Raw genomic sequence first — 23,012 nt, forward strand, 5'->3', positions numbered from 1 at the left:
GATCAGGGGACGAGGGTCAGCCGGTCGCGGGTGGTCACCTCGATGTCGCGGTCCGACCAGCGCATCGGCGTGAGGGCGCCCGTGCGCCACATCTGCACCTGGTCGTCGTAGTGCGCGGAGAAGGCGTGCCCGGACTGCCCGGTGAGGTTCACCCACCACGAGCCGTCCCAGTTGGCCAGGTCCACCACCATCCGCATCGACGGGACCGCGTCGACCTCGTAGCCCTCGGAGGCGTCCCAGCCGGTGGCGTTGACGATGCCGTCGCCGCCGGACACCCCGACCGGGGGCTCGTTGAACAGCCACTCCACGAACCCGATCCCGGAGGTGCCCAGGCTCTGGTTGCGCAGGGTCAGGGTGTGCAGCTCGTCCCAGCGCCATTCGGTGGGCTCGGGGCCGAGCTTCTGGGTGAGCTCGTCGACGGCCTCGGCCATGGCGCGCTTGAGGATCGCGTCGCGGTCCTCCTTCTCGGGGGTGGCCTTGACGTCCCACCACGGCGAGTCGGGCTCGTCGATGATGGTGCCGACGACCTCGTACCAGCGCTCGCCGCCGCCGGGTGCCAGGTCCTGGGGCAGTTCGTCGAAGGTGTCGATGAGCAGGTGCCGCCAGGTGGCGTTGTAGAAGGCGGTGGCCGCCGAGTCGCGGTCGGACTGCAGGTCCCAGTCGCGCAGGAGGTCCTGGGCCGGTTTCACCTTGCCGTCGGTGGGTATCGCCAGCAGCTTCGGGACGACGGGGACGGCGCCGCCGTTGCGGCCGTCCATCTGCATCTGCCGGATGTCGTCGATGGTGAGCAGCTTCTCGCTGGCCTCGATCATGTAGCGGATCCGCTGGCTGCGGTACCCGTAGGCCCAGTCCTCGGTGAGGAGGTAGGGGTACTCCTCGCCGATGACCTCGTTGTTGGCGGTGACGATGAACCCGTCGTCGGGGTTGACGACGAAGGGCAGTTCGGGGGCCGGGATGTAACCGGTCCAGTCGTAGCCGGAGTCCCAGCCCGGGGAGGGCCAGGTGCCGTCGCCGGTCCCGCGGATCGGGATGCGGCCGGGCGCCTGGTAGCCGATGTTGCCGGAGGTGTCGGCGTAGATCATGTTCTGCGCGGGCACCTCGAAGCGGGAGGCGGCGGCCTTGAACTCCGGCCAGTTGTTCGCCTTGTTCAGCGCGAAGATCGCCTCGGCGGTCTTGCCGGGGTCGAGGGCCGTCCAGCGCAGGGAGACCGCGTACTGGCCGGGGCCGTCGATCTCGGGTGTGGGCGGTTTCTCGGCCAGGCCGGTGTAGGTGTCGCCGAAGTCGGACATGATCGGCCCGTGCTTGGTGGTCCGCACGGTGATGTTCACCGGGTCCTTGCCGGCGACCTTGATGGTCTCCTGGCGGCTCTCCACCGGCAGCCAGTTGCCGTCGACGAGGTACTTGTCGCCGTCGACGCGCTCGACGTAGAGGTCGGTGACGTCGGGGCCGAGGTTGGTGAAGCCCCACGCGATGGACGCGTTGTGGCCGATGATGACGCCGGGCACGCCGGAGAAGGTGAAGCCGGTGACCTGGTATGGGCACTCGGGACCGACCGTGCGGCAGCGCAGGCCCACCTGGTACCAGACCGAGGGCATCGCCGGGGACAGGTGCGGGTCGTTGGCCAGGATCGGCAGGCCCGTCTCGGTGCGCTTGCCGGAGATCACCCAGGAGTTGGAGCCGACGCCGTCGATGGCGGGACCGGTGACCTTGGAGACGGCGTCGAAGGCGCCCTGGGCGCGCTGGAGCGCGGCTCCGTCGCCCTCACCGCCGCCGCCACCGGCGCCGCCCTTGTCGTCCTTCTTCTTGTCGCCGGGGGTGAACACCCCCTTCTCGACCTCGCCGCCGCCGACGATCGGGTTGTGCCGGTCGCCGGGGTAGCGGGGGTAGAGCTGCGCGATCTGCTTGGGCGTCAGGCCCGCCGAGGCGAGCGTGGCGCGGCCGAGTTCGTCGGTGAGGTTGCCGCGCAGGTCCCAGGCCATCGCCTTCAGCCAGGCCAGGGAGTCGATCGGGGACCACGGCTCGATCTCGTAGTCGGGGTTCGACAGGCCCAGCACGGTGTACTCCAGGCTGACCTTCCCGGCGGAGTTCTGCTCCAGGTAGGCGTTGACGCCCTCGGCGTAGGCGGTGAAGTAGGACTTCGTGGTGGCGTCGAGGATCTCCCACTCCTGCTCGGCGACCTTGCGCCAGCCCATCGCCCGCACCGCCGAGTCGGTGGCGACCTGCGACTCGCCGAACATCTCCGAGAGGCGCCCGGAGGTGATGTGCCGGCGGAAGTCCATCTCCCAGAAGCGGTCCTGGGCGTGCACGAAGCCCTCGGCCCGGAACAGGTCGGTGGCGGTGTCGGCGTAGATCTGCGGGATGCCCCGCTCGTCACGCCACACGTCGACCTTCCCGGACATGCCCTTGACCTGCAGCTCACCGTCCACCGTCGGGAACGAGCGCCGCACGATCCAGGCGAATCCGAGGGACACCACCAGGAGCAGCACGGTCACCACCGCCAGGGTCCAGAACCCGATGCGGCGCAAAAGACGGAGGAAGCGAGCGCGATCCATCGGGCCATCTTCCCAGTAGGCGTCTCTGGGGCGTCCCTGGGGCATTGATCCCCCGCTCGGGGGAGACGGATCCCGCCGGGGGGTCGGGCGCATCGGCTTCGCGCGGACGACCGTGGTGGCATGGACGCGAAGGCAACGACAATCGTGCGTCGCGCCGCCGCGGTGACGCTGGCGGCGGGCACGCTCCCGTATCTGTCCCTGAAGATCTCCTGGCTGGCCGGTGGCCGCCTGGGTCTGGGGGACCTGGCCGATTCGGCGCAGCTGACCGCGCTGAACGGGTTCACGGCGGGCATGGACGCGGTGGCGTTCCTGCTGGCCGGGGTGTTCTTCTTCCGGCGCGGGCTGCGCGCACCCGCCTGGCTGCCGGTCTTCCCGATCTGGGTCGGCACCGGCCTGCTGGGACAGCTGCTGGTGCAGGTTCCGACGCAGCTGGCGGCGTCGGTGCTCAGTGGCGAGGCGGTGGCCTCGGGCAAGGCCGACACGGCCGTGCACTCGTGGGTCTACCTGGTGGTCTACGCCGGTTTCTGCCTCCAGGGGGTCGCGCTGGTCACGGCTTTCGCGCTGTACGCGCGGGAGCGGTGGGCCGGGGCGTTCACCGGGCGCACCGACGACGCCTCTCCCCTGCGGGCGCTGCTGCGTCCGGTGTCGCTGATCCTGGCGGTGGTCACGGGCCTGCTGGCGCTGTTCCACCTGTCCCTCGCGGCCGGTTCCACCTGGGGGATCAGCGCCGATCACGTGGCCACGTTCGGGGTGCCGGTGCGCGCGGCGGAGGTGGCGGTCGCGGCGGTGTTCGCGGTGGCCGCCTACGGGCTGCTGGCCACCGGCGGTCACCTGCGCGGACGTCGGCGCTGGACGGCGACGGTGGCGCTGTGGCTGGGCTCGGGGGCGATGTTCGGGTGGGGCATGTGGACCCTGGTGGTGCTGCTGGCCAGCGACACCGGCATCGGTGTCCGGTATTCGCCCGATCTGACCAGCTTCGAGGCCCTGGGCCGCTTCACCGTCGGGATCCTGGCGGGCTTCACCCTCCTGGTCGCGCACGCCGCCGCGAGCCTGAAATCGGCTTCAGGAGATCAGGTCTCGTAGAGGACCGTCTCGGACACGCCGTGCGCCTGGCGGGTGAGGCGCAGGTACTCGTCGAGGAACGCTCCGGGCTCCTCATCGTTGGGACGGCCGAGGGCGCGCGTGACACCCGCGAGGGCCACCCCCTGCTTCGGCAGCTGGTCGGTGGCCTTCCCCTTGGTCAGCACGAGGGCGTTGCGGACGCGAGAGACCAGCCGCCAGGCGCGGCCGAGGGCCTCGGCGTCGCCGGGGGCGATGAGCCGGGCGTCGGCGGCGGCCGAGAGCGCCGGGAGCGTGGCGGGCGTCCGCAGCCCGGGGGTGTCGTGGCCGTGGCGCAGCTGGAGGAGCTGGACGCTCCACTCGACGTCGGAGAGCCCGCCCCGGCCGAGCTTGGTGTGGGTGGTCGGGTCGGCGCCGCGCGGCAGACGCTCGGTGTCGACGCGGACCTTGAGGCGGCGGATCTCGGTGAGCTGCGCGGCGGTGAGCCCGCCGGCGGGGTAGCGGACGGTGTCGGCGAGCGCGGTGAAGCCCGCGCCGAGTTCGGGGTTGCCGGCCACGAAGCGGGCGCGCAGGAGGGCCTGGGCCTCCCAGACGCGGGACCAGCGGCCGTAGTAGGCGCGGTAGGCGCTCAGGGAGCGGACGAGGGGGCCCTGGCGGCCTTCGGGGCGCAGGTCGGCGTCGACGCCGAGGGGCGGGTCGGGCGCGGGGGCGGAGAGGAGGGCGCGGAGGCGTTCGGCGCGTTCGGCGGCGGCGGTCTCGTCGCCGTCGGCGCAGACGAAGAGGACGTCGGCGTCGGAGCCGTAGGCGGTTTCGGCGCCGCCGAGGCGTCCCATGCCGATGACGGCGAGGCGCCCGTCGGGGTCGACGATGGTGAGGGCGGCGGCGAGGACGGCGTCGGTGACGGCGGTGAGGGCCGCGCCTGTCTGGTCGAGGGTGAGGTGGCCGAGGAGGTCGGCGCTGGCCACGCGGAGGAGTTCGCGGCGGCGCATGGCGCGGACGGCGGCGACGGCGGTGGCGGGGTCGTCGTGGCGGGCGGCGGCGGCGCGCATCCCGTCGGCGAGGACGTCGCGGTCGCGGGGGGCGAGTTCGCGGTCGTCGGCGAGCATGCGCAGGGCGGCGGGGTCGCGGGAGAGGAGGTCGGTGACGTAGCGGGAGGTGCCCAGGAGCCCGGCGAGGCGCTGGGCGATGGGCCCGCCGTCGCGCATGAGGCCGAGGTACCAGGGGGTGCGGCCGAGGGCGTCGGAGATCTGGCGGTAGGCGAGCAGGCCGCGGTCGGGTTCAGGGGCGTCGGCGAACTCGCCGAGCAGGACGGGGAGGAGCTGCCGCTGGATGAGGGAGGTGCGGCCGACGCCGTCGGTGAGGGCGGAGATGTGGCGGAGGGCGCCGGCGGGGTCGGCGTAGCCGAGGACGGTGAGGCGTTCGCGGGCGGCCTTGGGGGTGAGGCGCAGGTCGCCGGTGGGGACTTTGGCGACGGCTTCGAGGAGGGGCCGGTAGAAGAGTTTCTCGTGGAGGCGGCGGACCTCGCGGGCGTAGCGGCGCCAGTGGTCGAGGAACTCCTCGCCGTTGCGGTGGCCGAGGAGGCGGGCGAGGCGGCCGAGGTCGGTGGGGTCGTCGGGGATGCGGTGGGTGCGGCGGAGGCGGTGGAGCTGGATGCGGTGTTCGACGGTGCGCAGCCAGGCGTAGGCCTCGGCGAGGAGGGCGCCGTCGTCGCGGCCGAGGTAGCCGCCGCCGGTGAGGGCTTCGAGGGCGGTGAGGGTGGTGGCCGAGCGCAGGGCGGGGTCGCTGCGGCCGTGGACGAGCTGGAGGAGCTGGACGGCGAACTCGATGTCGCGCAGGCCGCCGCGGCCGAGTTTGATCTCCTTCTCGGCGTCGGCCTTGGGGAGGTGGGCCTCGACGCGGCGGCGCATGGCGCGGACCTCGTCGACGACTTCGCCGCGGTCGGCGGCGGTCCACACCAGGGGGGTGAGGGCGTCGAGCCATTCGCGGCCGAGGCCGTCGTCTCCGGCGACGGGGCGGGCCTTGATGAGGGCCTGGAACTCCCAGGTGCGGGCCCACCGCTTGTAGTAGGCGAGGTGGGCGGCGAGGGTGCGCACGAGGGGGCCCTGGGCGCCTTCGGGGCGCAGCCCGGCGTCGACGGGCCAGGCGGCGTGGCCGCAGATCTCCATCATGCGGGCGGCGGCGCGGGCGGCGGCGTCGAGGTCGCCTTCGGCGGCGAAGACGACGTCGACGTCGCTGACGTAGTTGAGTTCGCGGCCGCCGAGTTTGCCCATGGCGATCACCGCGAGGCGGTGGTCGCCGGGTGCGGGGTCGGCCAGGCGCAGTCCGGCGCGGAGGGTGAGGTCGGCGAGGTCGGACAGGCCCTGGGCGACGCGGGGGTAGTCCCAGTCGCCGGTGAGGTCGCGGGCGGCGACGTGCAGGAGCCCTTGGCGGTAGGCGAGGCGGAGTTCGTCGCGGTCGCGGGCGGCGGCGATGGCCTCGGGGTGGGTCTCTTCGGTGAGGGCGCGCCACTGCCCGGGGTGGACGAGGAGGTGGTCGGCGAGGGCGGGCGAGGCGGTGAGGACGGCGTTGAGGCGCTCGACGACGCGGTGGTCGGCGAGCGCGCGGGACAGGGCGGGGTCGGCCTCGGTGAGGCGGGCCAGTCGCTCGTCCACCGCGTCCATCGCTAGCTCTCCAGAATGGGGAGCGGTGTTCCGGCGCCGGTGCGGCCGAGGGCGAGGGTGGCGAAGCGCTCGGCGATGGGTTTCCAGGTCTCGGCGACGTCGTCGAGGACGGTGACGGCGCGGGCGGCGGCGACGGGGTCGAGGCCGGTCCCGGCGACCCACCGGTTGAGCATGGCGGTGTCGCATTCGATGTGGAACTGCATGCCCCAGGCGGCGGTGCCGACGCGGAAGGCCTCGATGGCGCCGTAGGGGGAGGCGGCCAGGAGGGTCGCGCCGGGTGGGAGGGCGCTGATCTCGTCGGTGCGGGAGAGGACGACGTCGAGGGCCATGGGCGCGGCGGCGAAGAGGGGGTCGTACTCGGCGGCGTCGCGGCGGGTGAGGAGGCGGGGGCCGTTGACCGGGGCGTCGGCGGGGCCGACGCGGCCGCCGAGGGCCTGCGCGAGGAGCTGCGAGCCGAGGCCGAGGCCGAGGGTGGGGACGCGGGCGGCGACGGCGTCGCGCAGGAGGGTGTCGAGTGCGGGGAGCCATGCCGCGTCGCGGTTGCCCTCGCGGTCGGGGTAGGCGTGCTGGCGTCCGCCGAGGACGATGAGGGCCTGCGCGTCGAGGCTGTCGGGGACGGTGTCGCCCGCGTGGGGCCGGATCACCTGGAGCGCGAGCCCGGAGTCCTTGAGCCATCCGCCGAGGAGGCAGAGGTCGCAGGTCGGGTCGTTCTCGACCACCAGCGCGTATCGCGTGTCACCACCCATGCCGCCGAGCGTATCTTTTCGGCTCATGGAGTCCACCGTCACTCGCCCGCTCGCGCTTCGTCCCGGTGATGTGGTGCGGGTGGTGACGCCGTCGGGTCCGCCGCAGCCGGAGCGGCTGGCCGACGGGCTGGCGCTGCTGGCGTCGTGGGGGCTGGACGCGCAGGTCACGCCCAGTGTGTACGAGCGGCACGGGTATCTGGCGGGTACCGACGCGGCGCGGCTGGCCGAGTTCGACGCGGCTTTGCGGGACCCGTCGGTGCGGGCGGTGTTCTGCGCGCGCGGCGGGTACGGAGTGACCCGGATCATCGACGGCGTGGACTGGGCGGCCTTGCGGGCCGACCCGAAGCCGGTGGTGGGGTACTCCGACATCACCGCGCTGCACATGGCCGGGTTCGGGCGGGCGGGGGTGGCGGGCGTCCACGGGCCGGTGCTGGCGTCGTTCCACACTCCCGAGGACGCCGGCGGGCCGGTCGCGGAGTCGCTGCGGGCGGCGCTGTTCACCGATGACCCGGTGGTGGTGAGGACGGCCGAATACGAGCCGACGGGCCGCCTCACCTCGGGTTCGGCGAGCGCGACGGGCCCGCTGCTGGGCGGGAACCTGTCGCTGATCGTGGACGCCGTGGGCACGCGCACGGCGCTGGATTACGCGGGGGCGATCCTGCTGATCGAGGAGATCAACGAGGACCCCTACCGGGTGGACCGCGCGCTGACGCAGCTGCGCCGGGCGGGCGCCCTCGACGGGCTCGCCGGGGTGGCGCTGGGCAACTTCACCGACTGCGCCGACGAGTGGGACGTCGACGTCGTGGACGTGGTCGGCGAGGCCCTGTCGGGGCTGGGGGTGCCGGTGGTCGGGGGCCTGCCGATCGGGCACGGCGTCCGGCAGGAGACCGTGCCCTACGGCACGACGGCGACGGTCGATCCCGTGGCGGGGACCTTGACGGTGGAGGCCGCGGTCAGGCGGTGAGGATCTCGGCGCCGTCGTCGGTGACGGCGATGGTGTGCTCGGTGTGGGCGGTGCGGCAGCCGGTGGCGCTGCGCAGGGTCCAGCCGTCGGCGTCGGTGACGAGGCGGGCGGTGTCGGCCATGACCCACGGCTCCAGGGCCAGCAGCAGCCCGGGGCGCAGCGTGAAGCCGCGGCCGGGGCGGCCGGTGTTGGGGATGTGCGGGTCCTGGTGCATGGTCGAGCCGATGCCGTGGCCGCCGTAGTCGGTGTTGACCCGGTATCCGGCCTCGCCGAGGACGGTGCCGATGGCGTGGGACAGGTCGCCGATGCGCGCCCCGGGGCGGGCGGCGGCGATCGCGGCGGCCAGCGCGTGTTCGGTGACCTCGATCAGCGCGAGGCTCTCCGGGTCCCGCCGCTCACCGACGACGAAGCTGATGGCGGCGTCGGCGGCGACGCCGCCCAGGATGACGGCCAGGTCCAGCGACACCAGGTCCCCGTCGGCGATCCGGTAGTCGTGGGGGCGGCCGTGGAGGACGGCGTCGTTGACCGAGGTGCAGATGTAGTGCCCGAAGGGGCCCTGCCCGAAGGACGGGGCGTAGTCGACGTAGCAGGACGTCGCCCCGGCCTCGGCGATCATGGTCTTGGTCCAGCGGTCGACGTCCAGGAGGTTGGTGCCGACGGTGACGCGGTCCTTGAGGCCTTGCAGGATGCCCGCGACCAGGGCTCCGGTCTCCCGGGCCCGGGCGAGCTGGGCGGGGTTCAGGATCTCGATCATGGGCCGTCCTTCACGCATCTCCAATAACTATCCCGGTAATACTATCCCGGTATTAGAATCGGGTGATGGTCAGGTTGCCGCTCACCCCCGCCGAGGTCGAGCGCGGGCAGCGCCTCGGTGCGCTACTGCGCCGCGCCCGGGGCGAGCGCTCGATGCTCGCCACCGCGCTGGCGGCACGCGTCTCGCCGGAGACCCTCCGCAAGATCGAGTCGGGCCGGGTGGCCACGCCCGCCTTCGCCACCATCGCCGCGATCGCCGACGTCCTCGGCCTGTCCCTGGACGTGGTGTGGGCCGAGATCAACCGGGCCGAGACCGCCGGGCAGCGCGCCGCCTAGCCCACCGCCGAGGCGTCGGGGATGTAGAGGACCCCGTCGCAGCCGTCGAGGGTCTCGCGGTCGAGCGGGAAGTAGCCCTGCCCGGGCACGTGGTCGGCCCGCGCCTCACCGGTGAGGCCGTCCGGCTCGAACAGGCCCCACGCGCCCTCGCCGAGAGCGGCCTCGAAGGTGCCCGGCGCGGGCGCGGCGAGCCCCTTGGCCTCACTGCGGCCGAGCGCGCCGGCGATGAACGCGTACTCCTCCCCCACCACCGCCGCGACGATCGCGCCCGCGCTGGTCCACTCCGAGGTGATGCCGTGGCCGCTCCAGCGGCAGCGATCGCGCTGGAGATGGGCGTTGGCCGCGAACAGCATCGTCGGGCCCCTGGCGCCCTCGATGGCCCGGATGTCGAGGATGTTCTCGGCGATGATGACGTCCCGCGCGCCCAGCAGCCGTCCCTGCCGCTCGCCCATGTCGCCGGGCTCGGCGGCGTGGCGGTGGTAGCGCAGCAGCGCGATACCGGCCTGAAGGCGCGTGCGGGCCGCCAGCCACGCCCGCCGGTCGCGGGCGGCCGGGACGGCGTCATGCAGGGCGGTCACCAGGTCGTCGGCCAGCAGCCGCAGCCGCCCGGCCCCCGGCGTCGCGCCCGGCGACATCGCGTGGTCCAGGACCGCCTCCGCGCGGCCCCACAGCTCGTCGTCGCCCGCGAGGGACGCCAGGTCCAGCTCGCGGCCCAGATGGTCGCGGGCGGCCTCCAGGTAGGCGCGCGGGCTGGGCGCGTGCAGCGGCTCGGTGGAGGCGTCCACGCCGTGGAAGGACAGGCGCTCGCGCGGCGGGCGTCCCTCGTTGTACGCGCGCATCCACGCCACTAGGTGCCGGTTGGGTTCCAGCGCGCCGAAGCCGTGCGAGAAGCCCACCGCCATCACCTCGTCCAGATCGCCCGCGCCGCCCTGGACGTAGTCGTCGACGGCGAGGGCGGCCACCCGGTCGGTCTCCAGCGCGATCGAGCGGAAGCCGAGGGAGACCGCGTCGGCGAAGAGGTCGTTGCGGACCCACGGGAACGCGGGCTCCAGGTGCGTGGGCTCGCCGAGGGCGAGCAGGCGGTGGGTGGGCGTCACGAAGTCCTTGATCGATCGGTTCATGACACTTCATGGTAACTTTGAAAGAGCGGTTGAGACTTTCTGCGCCTTGACCGCGTGAACATCATCCGAAGTCTCAAACCGGGATCGCATGAGGCCGTCCGATCTGGCCGCCGTCCACGGGCTCTCGGCCCAGGCGGTGCGCAATTACGAGGCCGCCGGGTTCCTCCCGCCCGCCGCGCGCACCGCCTCCGGCTACCGCGTCTACACCGGGGACCACGCCGCCGCCCTGCGCGCCTTCCTCGCCCTCGTCGCCGCCCACGGGCACGCCACCGCCGGGGCGATCATGGCCGCCGTCAACTCCGGCGACCTGGACACCGCCCTCACCGCCGTCGACACCGGCCACGCGCTCCTCCGGCGCGACCGGGCGACCCTGGCCGCCGTGCGCGAGGCGATCGGCGGCCTGACCGCCGCGCCGGGCGCCGTCCCCGGGCCGATGAGCGTGGGCGAGCTGGCCCGCCGCCTCGGGGTGACCGCGGCGAGCCTGCGCAACTGGGAGACGGCCGGGATCCTCGCGCCCGCCCGCGACCGTTCCGGCCAGCGGGTCTACTCCCCCGCCGACGTCCGCGACGCCGAACTGGCCCACCTGCTGCGCCGCGGCGCGCGCCCGCTCGCCGACATCGCGGCGGTGGTCGCCCAGGTCCGCGAGGCCGGGGGCACGGCGAAACTCTCGGCGGCGCTGGCCGACTGGGAGGCGCGGCTGACGGCGCGCGGACGGGGGATGCTGCGGGCGGCGGGGTTGCTGGACGCCTACCTCAGCCTGACGGGACGCCCCTAGAGGGCGCCCAGGTACATCCGCCGCTCATAGGCCGTCACCTGCCGCCGGTACTCCTCCGACTCCGCGCTCTTGTTCTTCAGGAAGAACTCGAAGACCTGCTCCCCCAGCACCTCGGCCACCAGCTCGCTGTGCGACATGACCTCGATCGCCTCCGACAGGTCACCCGGCAGGGCGTCGTATCCGGCGGCCTTGCGCTCGCGGTCGGACAGCGCCCACACGTCGTCCTCGGCGCCCGGGGGCAGCTCGTAGCCCTCGCTGATGCCCTTCAGGCCGGCGCCGAGAAGGACGGCGAAGGCGAGGTAGGGGTTGGACGCCGAGTCCAGCGAGCGCAGCTCCACGCGCGCCGAGTTGGGCTTGCCGTAGGCGGGCACGCGGACCAGCGCCGAGCGGTTGGCGTGGCCCCAGCAGACGTAGGCGGGCGACTCGGTGGTGCGGTTGGGCACCGGCTGGGGGAAGAGGCGCTTGTAGGAGTTGACCCACTGGTTGGTGATCGCGGTGTACTCGCGGGCGTGCCGCAGGAGCCCGGCGATGAAGGCCTTCCCGGTCTTCGACATCTTCATCGGGTCGCCGGGGTCGTGGAAGGCGTTGCGTTCGCCCTCGAACAGCGACAGGTGGGTGTGCATGCCACTGCCGGGCTGGTCGGTGAAGGGCTTCGGCATGAAGGACGCGTGGACGCCCGAGGACAGCGCCACCTCCTTGATCACGTGCCGGAACGTCATGATGTTGTCGGCGGTGGCCAGCGCGTCGGCGTAGCGCAGGTCGATCTCCTGCTGGCCGGGGGCGACCTCGTGGTGGCTGAACTCCACCGAGATGCCGATGCGCTCCAGCGCGGTCACCGCCTGGCGGCGGAAGTCGCGGGCCACGGCGTGGGTGGTGTGATCGAAGTAGCCGCCGTCGTCGACGGGGGTGGGCGCCGAACCGTCCTTGGGGAGGTCGGCGAACAGGAAGAACTCGATCTCGGGATGCGTGTAGAAGGTGAAGCCGTGCTCGGCGGCCTTCGACAGGGCCCGGCGCAGCACGTGCCGCGGATCGGCCCAGCACGGCGAGCGGTCGGGGTTGAGGATGTCGCAGAACATGCGCGCGCTCTCACCCGTGGCGCCGCCCTCGAAGGGGAACACCTGGAACGTCGTGGGATCGGGCATGGCGATCATGTCCGACTCGTAGACGCGCGCGAAGCCCTCGATGGCCGAGCCGTCGAAGCCGATGCCCTCCGAGAAGGCCGCCTCCAGCTCCGCCGGGGCCACGCTCACCGACTTCAGGGTGCCCAGGACGTCGGTGAACCACAGGCGCACGAAACGGATGTCGCGTTCCTCAAGCGTGCGCAGGACGAACTCCTGCTGGCGGTCCACCGCAATCGCCTCCCTCGATATCCCGGGACACCTGGTCTTCGGGAGGCCAGTCTGCACCGGGGCTGTTTCCAGCACGTTACGGATCACACCGGCTGGCCGGTGACCTCGTGATCCTGCCAGTATGGCTTCCATGGGTTTCGATGATGTGGCGCTACCCGACGTGACCGGCCTGACCGTCGGGATCCTCGGCGGCACCGGCCCGCAGGGACGCGGCCTGGCCTACCGCCTGGCGCGCGCCGGCCACCCCGTCCGCATCGGCTCCCGCTCGGCCGAACGCGCCGCCGAGACCGCCGCGACGGTCAACGCGCTCCCCGGCGTCACCGGCGAGCCCGTGACCGGTGCCGGCAACGCCGGCGCGTGCGAGGCCGACATCGTCATCGTCGCCGTCCCCTGGGACGGGCACGCCGCGCTGCTGAGCGAACTCGCCCCGCTGCTGGCCGGGCGTGTCGTCGTCGACTGCGTCAACCCCCTCGGCTTCGACAAGCAGGGCGCGCATCCCCTGCGCGTCGCAGAGGGCAGCGCCGCGCAGCAGGCGGAGCTGCTGCTCCCCGCGTCGCGCGTGACCGCCGCCTTCCACCACGTCTCGGCCGTCACGCTCGCCGACGCCGAGATCGACAGCCTCGACACCGACGTCCTCGTCCTCGGCGACGACCGCGAGGCCGCCGCCCTCGTCCAGGCCCTCGCCGGGCGCATCACCGGCATGCGCGGCGTCTACGCCGGGCGCCTGCGCAACGCCGGGCAGGTCGAGGCCCTCACCGCCAACCTCATCGCGGTCAACCGCCGCTACAAGGCGCACGTCGGCATCCGGGTCACCGACCTGTGACGGGCTCCCACCGATGATCCGCGACGACCTCGGCGAGCCCTACACCGCCGGGCCGCCGCGCCGGGTGGTGTCGCTGGTGCCGTCCACGACCGAGGCCGTCGCGCCCACCGGCCTGCTCGTCGGCGCCACCGACTACTGCACGCACCCGGCGGACCTGGCCGTCGCGCGCGTCGGCGGCAGCAAGTACCCCGCACTGGAGAAGATCCTGGCGCTGCGGCCCGACGTGGTCCTGGCCAACGCCGAGGAGAACCGCCGCGAGGACGTCGAGGCGCTGCGCGCGGCGGGCCTCACCGTCTGGGTCTCGCTGCCCAGGACGGTCGAGGAGGCCCTGGACGCGGCCGCGCGCATGTTCGCCCACGCCCTCCACCTGCCCGAACCCGCGTGGATCGCCGCGGCCCGCGAGGCGTGGCGCGAGCCCGTCCCCGCCACCCGGCGCGCGGCCGTCCCGATCTGGCGGAAACCGTGGATGGTGGCGGGCGCCGGGACCTTCGCCGCCGACGTGCTGCTGCGGCTGGGCGTGACCAACGTGTTCGAGGGCGCGACCTACCCCAAGACCACCCCCGGGGAGATCCTCGCGCTGCGGCCGGACCTGATCGTGCTGCCCGACGAGCCCTACGCGTTCACCGCCCAGGACGGGCCCGAGGCGTTCCCGGGCGTGCCGTGCGCGCTGGTGTCCGGGCGGCACCTGACCTGGCACGGGCCTTCGCTGGTGGAGGCGCGAGAAGTCCTGGCCGCCGCGCTTGTGATCTAGATCAAGTGAACTCTATTCACGACGGCTGGTAGTTTCCGGGACATCCCACCCCAGGAAGGCACTCCAGTGTCAGCAGAGACGGACGCCGCCGTCATCGCGATCATCGAGGACGTTCTCAACGCGGGGGCCGTCACCCCCGCAGACGACTTCTACGAGTTCGGCGGCACCTCCCTCCAGGCCGTGCGCATCTGCGTGCGCGTCCAGACCGAACTGGGCCGCCGGGTCGAGCCCGACGCCCTCTTCGACGGCGAGCGCATCGCCGACTTCCTCGCCGCGGTCGCCGCCGCCGATGCGTCCTGAGGCGATCCACGCCGCCTTCACCCGCCACGCCCTCCGCACGCCGAACGCCCCCGCCGTCATCGACGGCGCCACCCGGCTGACCTACGCCGAGCTGGACCGGGCCTCCGGCGGGCACGCCGCCGCGCTCGCGGCGCGCGGGGCGGGTCCGGGCCGCGTGGTTCCCGTGGTGCTGCCGCGCGGCGCGCGGCTGATCGCCGTGCTGCTCGGCGTCCTGAAGACCGGCGCGGCCTACGCCGCGCTGGACCGGCGGTGGCCGTCCCCGCGCCGGGAGGCGATCATCGCCTCGCTGGACGCGCCGGTCGTCGTCGGCGAGGACTGGGACGCCGCCCCGGCGGGCTTCACCGGCCCCGAGGTCGACCCGTCGCGGCCCGCGTCGGTGTTCTTCACCTCCGGCAGCACCGGCGAGCCCAAGGGCGTGGTGTCCCCGCACCGGGGCACCACCCGGCTGACCATCGGCGACTACGCCGACTTCGCCACCGGGATGCTCCAGGCCGCGCCGGTGGCCTGGGACGCCTACTCCATCGAGACGTGGGGACCGCTGACCAGCGGCGGGACCGTGATCGTCGCCGCCACCGACTACCTGATGCCCGGCGACCTGCGCGCGGCCATCGCGGCCGGCGCCGACACCGCCTTCCTGACCACCGCGCTGTTCAACCTGTTCACCGGCGCCGACCCCGGGTGCTTCACGGGCCTGCGGCAGCTGATGACCGGCGGCGAGACGGCCTCGGCGGCGGTGTTCCGGGCCTTCCTGGACGCCCACCCCGGGATCGCGCTGATCCACTGCTACGGGCCCGTGGAGGCCACCGGCTACACCACCGCCCACCGCGTCACGCCCGCCGACGTGGGCGAGGACGTCCCGATCGGGCGGCCCGTCCCGGAGACGGGCGTGCTGCTCCTGGACGGCGACCGGCCGGTGGCGCCCGGGGAGACCGGCGAGATCTGCGTGACCGGGACCGGCCTGGCGATCGGCTACCTGGGGCGGCCCGACCTCACCGTGGCGGCCTTCGGCGTCCACGCCGGGGAGCGGATGTACCGCACCGGCGACCGCGGCCGCTTCGACGCCGATGGTGTTCTGCACTTCGCGGGCCGCGCCGACCGGCAGGTGAAGGTCGCCGGGCACCGCGTCGAGCCCGGCGAGGTGGAGGCCGCCGCGCGCGCCCTCGACGGCGTGCGGGACGCCGCCGTCGTGCCCGTGCCGGGCGACGGCGGCTACGCCCACCTGGCGCTGTTCTACCTCGGCGAGGCCGACCCGCGCGCGCTCCGCCGCGCGCTGGGCGAGCGCCTGCCGCGCTACCTGGTCCCGGCCCGGGTTCACCGGATGACGGCCTTCCCGCGCACCCCCAATGGAAAACTCGACCGCGAAGCGCTGCTCGGAGGTGCCGCATGAGCTCGTACCCGATGTCCTTCGAGCAGGAATCGATCTGGCTGAACGACCAGTTCGCCCCCGGCACCTCCCGCTACGTCGAGTCGTGGACGTGGCGGCTGCGCGGCCCCCTCGACGCCGACGCCGTCCAGGCGGCGCTGGACGGCGTCGCCGCCCGCCACGAGGCCCTGCGGGCGAGCCTGGAGATGACCCCCGAGGGGCCCCGCCAGCGCATCACGCCGCCCGCGCCGGTCCCGCTGCTCCGCGTGGACGCCGCCGGGGACCTCGACGCCGCCGTCACCGCCGCCGTGCGCGTCCCGGTGCCGCTGGACGCGCCGCCGCTGCTGCGCGCCACCCTGATCGACGCCGGGCCGGAGGACGCGGTGCTCGCCGTGGCCGTCCACCACGCCGTCGTCGACGGGTGGGGCCTGCGGATGCTGGACGTGGAGTTCGGCGAGCTGTACACCGCCGCCGTCGAGGGACGCGCGCCGGTGCTGCCCGAGCCCGCCGCGTTCGGCGCCTACGCCGCCGCCCAGCGCGCCGCCGGTCCCGCCCCCGGGGCGCACGCGTACTGGACGGCGACGATGAAGGACGCCCCCGCCGAGTGCTCCTTCCCGCTCGACCACCCGCGTCCGGCGGCGCTGTCCCCGGCCGGGCGGCGTGCCGGGATCCGCGTCCCCGCCGCGACGGTCCGCGGCCTGCGCGAGCTGTGCCGCGCCCGGCGCGTGACGCCCTTCGCCGTGTACGCCGCCGCCCTCTCGGCGCTGCTCGCGCGCGTCGGCGGGCACCGCGACGTCGTCATCGGCATGCCCGTCTCCCGCCGCGACGACCTCTCGTTGCTGGACATGATGGCCTGCCTCACCGACGTCATGCCGCTGCGCCTGGACGCCGACCCCGCCCTCCCCTTCGGCGAGTTCGCCGCCGCCACCCGCGACGGGGTCCGCGCCGTCATGGCCCACCGGAACATCCCCGGCTCGCAGCTCGTGCGCGAGCTGGCCGGGGAGCGCGGGCGCTCGCGCTTCCCGCTGTTCCAGGTCGCGCTCACCGTCGACGACGCCGACTCCCCCGGCCTCGCCCTGCCCGGGCTGACCGCCGAGCGCCTGTACCCGCACACGGGGACGGCGAAGTTCGACGTGTTCTGCCACGTCATCCCCGAGGGCGGCGAGGCGCGCGTGCTCTGGGAGTACGCCGCCGAGATCTTCGACGACCGTTCCGCACGGCGCCTCGCCGAGCGCTTCGCCGCGCTGCTCGCCGACGCGGTGGCCCGGCCGGAGACGCCGCTCGGCGAGATCCTCGCCGAGGCGCCCGGCGAGACCGGGCTGCGCGAGTCCTGGAGCACCGGGGAGCCGCTGCGCAGCTCGGGCGCCGCGCACGAACCCGCCCTCTCCGCGATGCGCGCGCACCCGCGGCGGGCGGCGATCGTCCACGACGAGCGGACGGTCACCTACGCCGAGCTCGACGCGATGTCCGCGGCGGTCGCCGGGGCGGTCAGCGGCCACGCGCGCGTCGCGGTGCACGCGCCGCGCTCACCGGAGCAGGCGGCGGCGATCCTGGGCGTCCTGCGCGCCGGGGCCTGCGTCGTGCCGCTCGATCCGGCCTATCCCCCGGCGCGCCTGGAGTACATGCTGCGCGACAGCGGCGCGACGGCGCTGCTGGGCGAGGCGTCCTTCCCGGTGCCGGACGCGGTGAGCGTCCTGCCCCTGGCGCCCGCGGGCGGCGGCGCCGACGCCCCGGCCGTGGGCGACGACGCGGCCTACCTCGTCTACACCTCCGGCTCCACCGGCCTGCCCAAGGGCGTCCTCGTGCCGCACCGGACCCTGCGGGCCGTCGTGGACTGGCAGGGGCCGCGCTCGGGCGCGCCCGGCGGCGTGACGGCGCAGTTCGCGCCGATCAGCTTCGACGTGTCCTTCCAGGAGCTGTTCGGCACGTGGGCCGACGGCGGAACCCTCGTGCTGGTCGACGAGCCCGTGCGCCGCGACCCCGGGCGCCTGCTCGACCTGATCGGCGCGCGCGGCGTCCGGCGGCTGTTCCTGCCCTACGTGGCCCTGCAGCAGCTCGCCGAGTACGCCGTGGCCTTCGGGCGGACGTGCCCCTCGCTGCGCGAGGTGGTCAGCGCGGGCGAGCAGCTGTTCGTCACGCCCGCGATCCGGGCGTTCTTCGCCGCGCACCCGGGCGCGGTCCTGGACAACCAGTACGGGCCCTCGGAGACGCACGTCGTCACCGCGCACCTGATGGAGGGACCGCCCTCGGCGTGGCCGGAACGCCCGCCGATCGGGCGCGCGGTGCCGGGGACCCGAGTGGAGGTCGTGGACGCCTCGGGCGCGCCCGTGCCGCTCGGTTCGGCCGGCGAGATCCTGGTGACGGGCCCGCAGGTCGGGCTCGGCTACCTCGGCGAGGCCTTCACCGGGACCTACCGGACCGGCGACCTGGCGCGCTTCGACGCCGACGGGCGCCTGGAGTTCCTCGGCCGGCGCGACGGGCAGGTCAAGATCCGCGGGCACCGGGTGGAGGTCGCCGAGGTGGAGTCGGCGGTGAAGGCGCTGCCCGGCGTCGCCGACGCGGTGGTGACCGTGGACGGCGAGGGCGGCGACCGGAGGCTGGTCGCGCACTACGTCGCAGACGTAAATAGGCAGAGCGTCGTAGAGGTACGTGGACAGGGCATCGCCGACGTACATGGGCCGACCACCGCGGACGTGCACGAGCGGCCCGTCGCGGACGCCCGTGAACCCGGCTCCGCAGCCCTCCCCCCGCACCGCACCACCCCCCTCAAGCCGCGCGAGGCCCGGGACGCGCTCGGCCGGATCCTGCCCGCGCACCTGGTGCCCGCGCTGCTGATCCCGGTCGAGGCGTTCCCGCTGACGCCCTCGGGGAAGGTCGACCGGGCGGCCCTGCCGCGTCCGGGCGCTCATACGGCCACCGCCACGCCGTCCGGGCCGGTGGAGGAGCGGCTGGCGGGGCTGTTCGCCGAGCTGCTCGGCGGCGACGGCGGCATCGGCGCCGAGGACGACTTCTTCGCCCTGGGCGGCGACTCGCTGACCGCCGTGCGGCTGCTCCTGCGCGTCCGCGACGAGTGGGGCGTCCACCTCGGGCTCGCCGAGGTCTTCGCCGCGCCGACCGTCGCGCGCCTGGCGGCGCTGCTCACCGGCTCCGCCACGGCGAGCCCGGAACTGCGGGTGGAACTGCCCGCCGACATCGTCGCCGCCCGCGAGGTCATCACCGTCGAGGCCGATCCCGCGGCGGTGCTGCTGACCGGCGCGACGGGGTACCTCGGCGCGCAGGTCCTCGCCGAGCTGCTGACCCGCACCCGCGCGGTGGTCCACTGCCTCGTGCGGGGCGGGACCGGGCGCGTCCGCGCGGCGCTGGAGCGGCGCGGGCTGTGGCGCGCGGAGTGGTCCGGACGCGTCATCGCCGTCGCCGGTGACCTCGCCGCGCCCCGCCTCGGGCTCACCGAGGAGGCCTTCGACCGCCTCGCGTCGAGCGTGGACGCCGTCTACCACGTGGGCGCGGCGGTCAACCTGACCGCCTCCTACGCGTCCCTGCGCGCGGCGAACGTCGACGGCACCACCGAGGTCCTGCGCCTGGCCGCGCGCCACCGGACCGTCCCCGTCCATCACGTGTCGACGGTGGGCGTGTTCCCCGCCGAGGCCGGGACCGTGCGCGCCGGGGACGAGCCGGGCGACTCCGCCGGCCTGCGCAACGGCTACGCCCAGTCGAAGTGGGCCGCCGAGCGCGTCATCGGCTTCGCGCGCGAACGCGGCCTGCCGGTGTCGGTGTACCGGCCCACCCGCATCACCGGCCCCGACGCGCCCGACGGGGACTTCCTGTGGGTGCTGCTCAAAGGCTGCGTCCACGCCGGGCTCGTGCCCGGCGTGCCGATGGGCTTCGACCTGGTCTCCGCCGCGCACGTGGCCTCGGCGCTGGTGGAGCTGTCGCTGACCGGCACCGGCGTCCACCACCTCTCGATGGGACGCGCGATCACGCTCCCCGCCATCGCCGACGCCCTGCGATCAGAGGGTTTCGCGCTGGAGACCGTGCCGATGTCCCGCTGGCGCGCGACCGTCGAAGCCGACCCCGGCAACCCCGCCTACCCCCTCCTGGGGCTCCTCGGCATGGAGGCGCACCTGGAGAACGAGGTCACCTTCGAACCCTCCGTGCCCGCACCTCCCGTCGACGCCCGCGCCTTCGCGCGCGACTTCACGGCGTCGCGGTACGCCGCCGGATCAGCGCCGCCGTCCCGAGGCTGACCAGCGTCGTCGCGGCGGCCACGCCCAGCATCAGCGGGATGGACCCCGCGTCCACCAGGCTCGAACCCACCGCCGCGTAACCCAGCGCGCCCGGGATGGAACCGACCAGCGTGCCGATGAAGTAGTGGCGATAGCGGACACCCGACGTCCCGCACGCGTAGGACGTGACGCCGTAATGCGCGATGGGGATCGTGCGGAGGATCCACACGCCCATGACACCTCGCTTCGCCAGCCAGCCGTCGGCGAGGGCGAGCTTTTGCCGCACCCAGATGCCCAGGCGGCCCTTTTGGCCTGATTCGAGTTCTGACCAGGCGGCGAGTCGCGCGTCGACGTATTCGCGGCCCATCAGACGGCCGACGGCGAAGCCCGCCGAGGCGCCGAGGAGAGCGCCCGCCATGGCGTAGCCGAAGCCGGGGAGCCAGCCGAAGAGGAGGCCCGAGGCGAAGGAAAGGACCGTGCGCGGGACGCACAGGACGATGCCGAGGGCGTAGGCGGGGACCGCGACGAGGGGGCCGACGCTGCCGGCGCGCTCGGCGGCGGTGGCGAGGGCGGAGGTGTCGGGGGGGCCGGTGATGGCGAGGGTGATGGCTACGGCGGCGAGGGCGGCCAGGAGGGTGAGGAAGCGGCGGAGGGGGTGGGTCCGGCGGAGGGGGACGGTTTGGCGGGTCATTAGGGGCGATGGTACGTGGGGTGTCTTCTCACGGTCTCGTGTCACCGTCGCGGGCCGCCGTCGCTGGCCGCCGACTCGCCCCACCGTCACCCCCCTCAGCGTCACCCCCCACCGACTCGCCCCACCGTCTTTCGGCGTGCGGGCCGTCTCCCTCACCGCCAGCCCGCCTCCCGGGTTCCCCCGGCGCCCTCCCCGCCCCTCGGCCTCACCCCGGCCCGCACCACCCCGTCACGCCTCCCCCTGACCTGTCCCCGCAACCCCCGTTGGCCCTCGGCCGCACCTCCCGCCCCGCCACCTCTCGCCCCGCCACCTCTCGGCTTGCGGGCCGCGCACCTCACCCCAGCCACGCCCGGCCCCCGGAGCCACCTCACCCCTCGGCGCCCCGCCGCAGCGACTCCCCCGCCCTCAGCCTCGCTCCAGCCGCCCCCGCACCACCCCGGCCCGCACCGGCCTCATCTCGCCCCTCCCCCTGCCGCGTCCCCTTCCATCCCCACCCTGATCGTTCGGGTTACTGCCTGCGGATCTCCCGTCGTTCGGCCTCGCAGACGGTGAACGAGGAACCTGGGGGTGTCAAGACGGAAGAACATGTCTTGACACCCCCAGAACCCTCGTTCCAAACACCCGTCAGGCCGCACGCCGAAAGATCCAGCTCTCGAAGGAAAGGTTGTGCAGGGCCTCGTCTGTCGTGACGGGCAGGTTTGCAAGCTGCGGGTCAGGTCAAGAGCCCTACCCTGCTACGCATCGCACCCGGCTCGACACATCGTCCCCGGACCTGTCTTCGGGCGGGCTTCACCCATCGCTGGCGTGTTTTGCCCGGCTCTTGCCTTCGTCTCGCGCTTGTTTCGGCTCGGCCTTCTCCCTCTCCTCTTCCTGTCTTCCTCTTCCTTCTTCTTCTCTTCGTTCGGCCGGTACGATGTCTGCGGTGGATGAGCGGTCCAGACGGTCGCGGCTTGGGTTTTCGCCCTTGTCGAGGAACGTCCGGGCTCCATAGGGCAGGGTGGTTGCTAACGGCAACCCGGGGTGACCCGCGGGAAAGTGCCACAGAGAACAGACCGCCGCGGCTCTTTGGGGACGCGGTAAGGGTGAAACGGTGGTGTAAGAGACCACCAGCGTCCCGGGTGACCGGGACGGCTTGGTAAACCCCACCCGGAGCAAGGTCAAAAGGGGTCTTCGGGCCCTGCGCGGATGTTCGAGGGCTGCCCGCCCGAGTCCGCGGGTGGACCGCACGAGCCCGTCGGCGACGGCGGGCCCAGATGGATGGCCGTCACCGGTGAGCGGCGACGCGATCCGGTCACAGAACCCGGCGTATCGGGCCGCTCGTCCACCGTTTTTGCGCTCCGCGCGGGCTGTCCTGGCGCTCCGCGTGAGCCGTCCTGGCGCTCCGCGCGGGCTGTCCTGGCGCTCCGCGCAGACTGCTCCGTGGCGCGCGGCCTTTCGTGTTTCTTCACGCGGCCGTTTGTGTCTCCCCCTGCAGCCTGTGCTTCTCTTCTCACCTATCCACGTGGCTTGCCTCCCCTTCCTTCCTCGCGGCTTGGCCATCCCGCCCCGCAGGCCTCCTCGCCGCCCCTCTCGCACCTGCTCCCTTTCTCGCCGCGCGACCTTTCGCGCCGCTCTACGTAGCGTGTCGCCTCCCTCTCGCCCCTCCGCGTAGCCTGCTTCCCTTCCGCACAGCCTGGCCCTCTCGCCCCGCTCCCCTCTCTCGCCGCGCGACCTTTCGCGCCGCTCCACGTAGCCTGCCGCTCCCCTTCTCGCCGCTCCGCGTAGCCTGCCCGGGTGGAGATCCACCAGATCTTGTTGCTGCTCGGTGCGGGGCTTTTCGCGGGGACGGTCAATGCCATCGCGGGGGGTGGGGCGTTGTTGCTCTATCCGGCGTTGCTCGGGGCGGGGCTGGCGCCGGTGCCGGCGAACGTGACGAACTCGATCGCGGTGTCGCCGGGGTATCTGGCGTCGATTTTCGGTGCCCGGAAGGACCTGTCGGGGCAGGCGGCGCGGATCAGGGCTTTCGTGCCGACGGCGATCGTGGGGACGGTGGCGGGGTCCGTCCTCCTCCTTGTCACGCCGGCGTCGGCTTTCGAGGCGGTGGTGCCGTACCTGGTGATCGGGGCGGCGTTGCTGCTGGCGTTTCAGAAGCGGGTGCAGAAGATGGTGGGGCATCCGGCGCAGCTTCCCGTCTGGCTGGGGCATGTGCTGGTGGGGGCGGCGACGTTCTACGGGGGGTACTTCGGGGCGGCGCTGGGGGTCATCACGATCGCGGTGTTGTCGCTGGTGCTGGCCGAGAGTCTCACGCGGATCACCGCCCTGAAGAACGTGATCACGGCGGCGAGTGGGCTGACGACGGTGGCGGTGTTCGCGCTGTTCGGGCCGGTGAACTGGTTCGCGGTGTTGTTGCTGACGCCCATGACGCTCATCGGTGGTTTCGTGGGGTCGAAGCTGGCGCGGGTGCTGAAGCCGTCGGTGCTGCGGGTCGTCATCGTCGCATGGGGACTGGGCGCCGGAGTGTACTTGCTCATACGCGGCTGACCGGGTCGCGGTGATGCGTGAGAATG

General features: G+C 73.6%; 17 protein-coding genes and 1 other RNA gene. 11 read left to right on the forward strand and 7 right to left on the reverse strand.

Annotation, left to right across the window (positions count from 1 at the left end; genetic code table 11):
* Positions 1-2: 2 nt before the first annotated feature.
* On the reverse strand, positions 3-2,552 hold the full coding sequence (locus QSK10_RS02680) for a penicillin acylase family protein (RefSeq protein ID WP_285660958.1): 2,550 nt from the start codon (positions 2,550-2,552) through the stop codon (positions 3-5).
* 120 nt (positions 2,553-2,672) lie between these two features.
* On the opposite strand from QSK10_RS02680, the gene QSK10_RS02685 reads away from it, so the two are divergent.
* A complete protein-coding gene (locus QSK10_RS02685) occupies positions 2,673-3,635 on the forward strand; it encodes a hypothetical protein (protein ID WP_285660959.1) in 963 nt (320 codons plus the stop codon).
* Here the strand turns inward: QSK10_RS02685 and QSK10_RS02690 are convergent.
* Both QSK10_RS02690 and QSK10_RS02695 read right to left on the reverse strand, forming a co-directional pair.
* Complete coding sequence (locus QSK10_RS02690; protein WP_285660960.1) at positions 3,623-6,271, reverse strand: bifunctional [glutamine synthetase] adenylyltransferase/[glutamine synthetase]-adenylyl-L-tyrosine phosphorylase; 2,649 nt, start codon at positions 6,269-6,271, stop codon at positions 3,623-3,625. The genes QSK10_RS02685 and QSK10_RS02690 overlap by 13 nt on opposite strands.
* Positions 6,272-6,273: 2 nt before the next feature.
* Entirely contained in the window at positions 6,274-7,044 is a 771-nt protein-coding gene (locus tag QSK10_RS02695; RefSeq protein WP_285660961.1) for a type 1 glutamine amidotransferase, read from the reverse strand.
* Here QSK10_RS02695 and QSK10_RS02700 point away from each other — a divergent pair.
* Entirely contained in the window at positions 7,043-7,981 is a 939-nt protein-coding gene (locus QSK10_RS02700; protein ID WP_285660962.1) for a S66 peptidase family protein, read from the forward strand. The genes QSK10_RS02695 and QSK10_RS02700 overlap by 2 nt on opposite strands.
* Here QSK10_RS02700 and map read toward each other — a convergent pair.
* Positions 7,971-8,735 carry a type I methionyl aminopeptidase gene (map, locus tag QSK10_RS02705; RefSeq protein WP_285660963.1) on the reverse strand — a complete coding sequence of 255 codons (765 nt, stop codon included), beginning with the start codon at positions 8,733-8,735 and terminating at the stop codon, positions 7,971-7,973. The two genes, QSK10_RS02700 and map, sit on opposite strands and share 11 nt — an antisense overlap.
* 65 nt (positions 8,736-8,800) lie before the next feature.
* Between map and QSK10_RS02710 the strand changes: the two genes are divergently transcribed.
* Entirely contained in the window at positions 8,801-9,070 is a 270-nt protein-coding gene (locus tag QSK10_RS02710) for a helix-turn-helix domain-containing protein (protein ID WP_285660964.1), read from the forward strand.
* Here the strand turns inward: QSK10_RS02710 and QSK10_RS02715 are convergent.
* Complete coding sequence (locus tag QSK10_RS02715) at positions 9,067-10,191, reverse strand: erythromycin esterase family protein (protein WP_285660965.1); 1,125 nt, start codon at positions 10,189-10,191, stop codon at positions 9,067-9,069. The genes QSK10_RS02710 and QSK10_RS02715 overlap by 4 nt on opposite strands.
* Positions 10,192-10,279: 88 nt before the next feature.
* Here QSK10_RS02715 and QSK10_RS02720 point away from each other — a divergent pair, with 88 nt between their 5' ends.
* Positions 10,280-10,966 (forward strand): MerR family DNA-binding transcriptional regulator, encoded by a 687-nt coding sequence (locus QSK10_RS02720; protein WP_285660966.1) that lies wholly within the window; start codon positions 10,280-10,282, stop codon positions 10,964-10,966.
* Here the strand turns inward: QSK10_RS02720 and QSK10_RS02725 are convergent.
* Positions 10,963-12,315: a glutamine synthetase family protein gene (locus tag QSK10_RS02725; RefSeq protein WP_285660967.1), complete on the reverse strand. Its 1,353-nt coding sequence runs from the start codon at positions 12,313-12,315 to the stop codon at positions 10,963-10,965. The genes QSK10_RS02720 and QSK10_RS02725 overlap by 4 nt on opposite strands.
* Positions 12,316-12,445: 130 nt before the next feature.
* Here QSK10_RS02725 and npdG point away from each other — a divergent pair, with 130 nt between their 5' ends.
* The 5 genes from npdG to QSK10_RS02750 all read left to right on the forward strand — a co-directional run bounded on the left by npdG (position 12,446) and on the right by QSK10_RS02750 (position 19,796).
* Positions 12,446-13,138 (forward strand): NADPH-dependent F420 reductase, encoded by a 693-nt coding sequence (gene npdG, locus QSK10_RS02730; RefSeq protein WP_285660968.1) that lies wholly within the window; start codon positions 12,446-12,448, stop codon positions 13,136-13,138.
* Between the two features lie 13 nt (positions 13,139-13,151).
* Positions 13,152-13,889, forward strand: coding sequence for a helical backbone metal receptor (locus tag QSK10_RS02735; protein WP_285660969.1), 738 nt, complete (start codon positions 13,152-13,154; stop codon positions 13,887-13,889).
* Positions 13,890-13,955: 66 nt separating this feature from the next.
* On the forward strand, positions 13,956-14,189 hold the full coding sequence (locus tag QSK10_RS02740) for an acyl carrier protein (protein ID WP_285660970.1): 234 nt from the start codon (positions 13,956-13,958) through the stop codon (positions 14,187-14,189).
* The gene (locus QSK10_RS02745; protein ID WP_285660971.1) at positions 14,179-15,576 is read left to right on the forward strand and encodes an AMP-binding protein; all 1,398 of its coding nucleotides are present in this window, start codon (positions 14,179-14,181) and stop codon (positions 15,574-15,576) included. Before QSK10_RS02740 ends, QSK10_RS02745 begins: the two co-directional genes overlap by 11 nt.
* Entirely contained in the window at positions 15,573-19,796 is a 4,224-nt protein-coding gene (locus QSK10_RS02750) for a non-ribosomal peptide synthetase (protein ID WP_285660972.1), read from the forward strand. The genes QSK10_RS02745 and QSK10_RS02750 overlap by 4 nt, the downstream gene beginning before the upstream one ends.
* Here QSK10_RS02750 and QSK10_RS02755 read toward each other — a convergent pair.
* Entirely contained in the window at positions 19,747-20,466 is a 720-nt protein-coding gene (locus QSK10_RS02755) for a TVP38/TMEM64 family protein (protein WP_285660973.1), read from the reverse strand. The two genes, QSK10_RS02750 and QSK10_RS02755, sit on opposite strands and share 50 nt — an antisense overlap.
* Positions 20,467-21,393: 927 nt before the next feature.
* On the opposite strand from QSK10_RS02755, the gene rnpB reads away from it, so the two are divergent.
* Positions 21,394-21,790, forward strand: an RNA gene (rnpB, locus tag QSK10_RS02760) — RNase P RNA component class A.
* Between the two features lie 449 nt (positions 21,791-22,239).
* Positions 22,240-22,986 (forward strand): sulfite exporter TauE/SafE family protein, encoded by a 747-nt coding sequence (locus QSK10_RS02765; protein WP_285660974.1) that lies wholly within the window; start codon positions 22,240-22,242, stop codon positions 22,984-22,986.
* Positions 22,987-23,012 lie beyond the last annotated feature (26 nt).

It is taken from the genome of Actinorhabdospora filicis (assembly GCF_030269765.1).
Classification (GTDB): Bacteria; Actinomycetota; Actinomycetes; order Mycobacteriales; family Micromonosporaceae; genus Actinorhabdospora; species Actinorhabdospora filicis.

Excerpts from the sequence above, each read along its gene's own strand:
- QSK10_RS02680 (WP_285660958.1), bottom strand. The coding sequence starts at position 2,552 with ATGGATCGCGCTCGCTTCCTCCGTCTTTTGCGCCGCATCGGGTTCTGG.
- QSK10_RS02685 (WP_285660959.1), top strand. The coding sequence starts at position 2,673 with ATGGACGCGAAGGCAACGACAATCGTGCGTCGCGCCGCCGCGGTGACG.
- QSK10_RS02690 (WP_285660960.1), bottom strand. The coding sequence starts at position 6,271 with ATGGACGCGGTGGACGAGCGACTGGCCCGCCTCACCGAGGCCGACCCC.
- QSK10_RS02700 (WP_285660962.1), top strand. The coding sequence starts at position 7,043 with ATGGAGTCCACCGTCACTCGCCCGCTCGCGCTTCGTCCCGGTGATGTG.
- QSK10_RS02695 (WP_285660961.1), bottom strand. The coding sequence starts at position 7,044 with ATGAGCCGAAAAGATACGCTCGGCGGCATGGGTGGTGACACGCGATAC.
- map (WP_285660963.1), bottom strand. The coding sequence starts at position 8,735 with ATGATCGAGATCCTGAACCCCGCCCAGCTCGCCCGGGCCCGGGAGACC.
- QSK10_RS02710 (WP_285660964.1), top strand. The coding sequence starts at position 8,801 with ATGGTCAGGTTGCCGCTCACCCCCGCCGAGGTCGAGCGCGGGCAGCGC.
- QSK10_RS02715 (WP_285660965.1), bottom strand. The coding sequence starts at position 10,191 with ATGAACCGATCGATCAAGGACTTCGTGACGCCCACCCACCGCCTGCTC.
- QSK10_RS02720 (WP_285660966.1), top strand. The coding sequence starts at position 10,280 with ATGAGGCCGTCCGATCTGGCCGCCGTCCACGGGCTCTCGGCCCAGGCG.
- npdG (WP_285660968.1), top strand. The coding sequence starts at position 12,446 with ATGGGTTTCGATGATGTGGCGCTACCCGACGTGACCGGCCTGACCGTC.
- QSK10_RS02735 (WP_285660969.1), top strand. The coding sequence starts at position 13,152 with ATGATCCGCGACGACCTCGGCGAGCCCTACACCGCCGGGCCGCCGCGC.
- QSK10_RS02745 (WP_285660971.1), top strand. The coding sequence starts at position 14,179 with ATGCGTCCTGAGGCGATCCACGCCGCCTTCACCCGCCACGCCCTCCGC.
- QSK10_RS02750 (WP_285660972.1), top strand. The coding sequence starts at position 15,573 with ATGAGCTCGTACCCGATGTCCTTCGAGCAGGAATCGATCTGGCTGAAC.
- QSK10_RS02755 (WP_285660973.1), bottom strand. The coding sequence starts at position 20,466 with ATGACCCGCCAAACCGTCCCCCTCCGCCGGACCCACCCCCTCCGCCGC.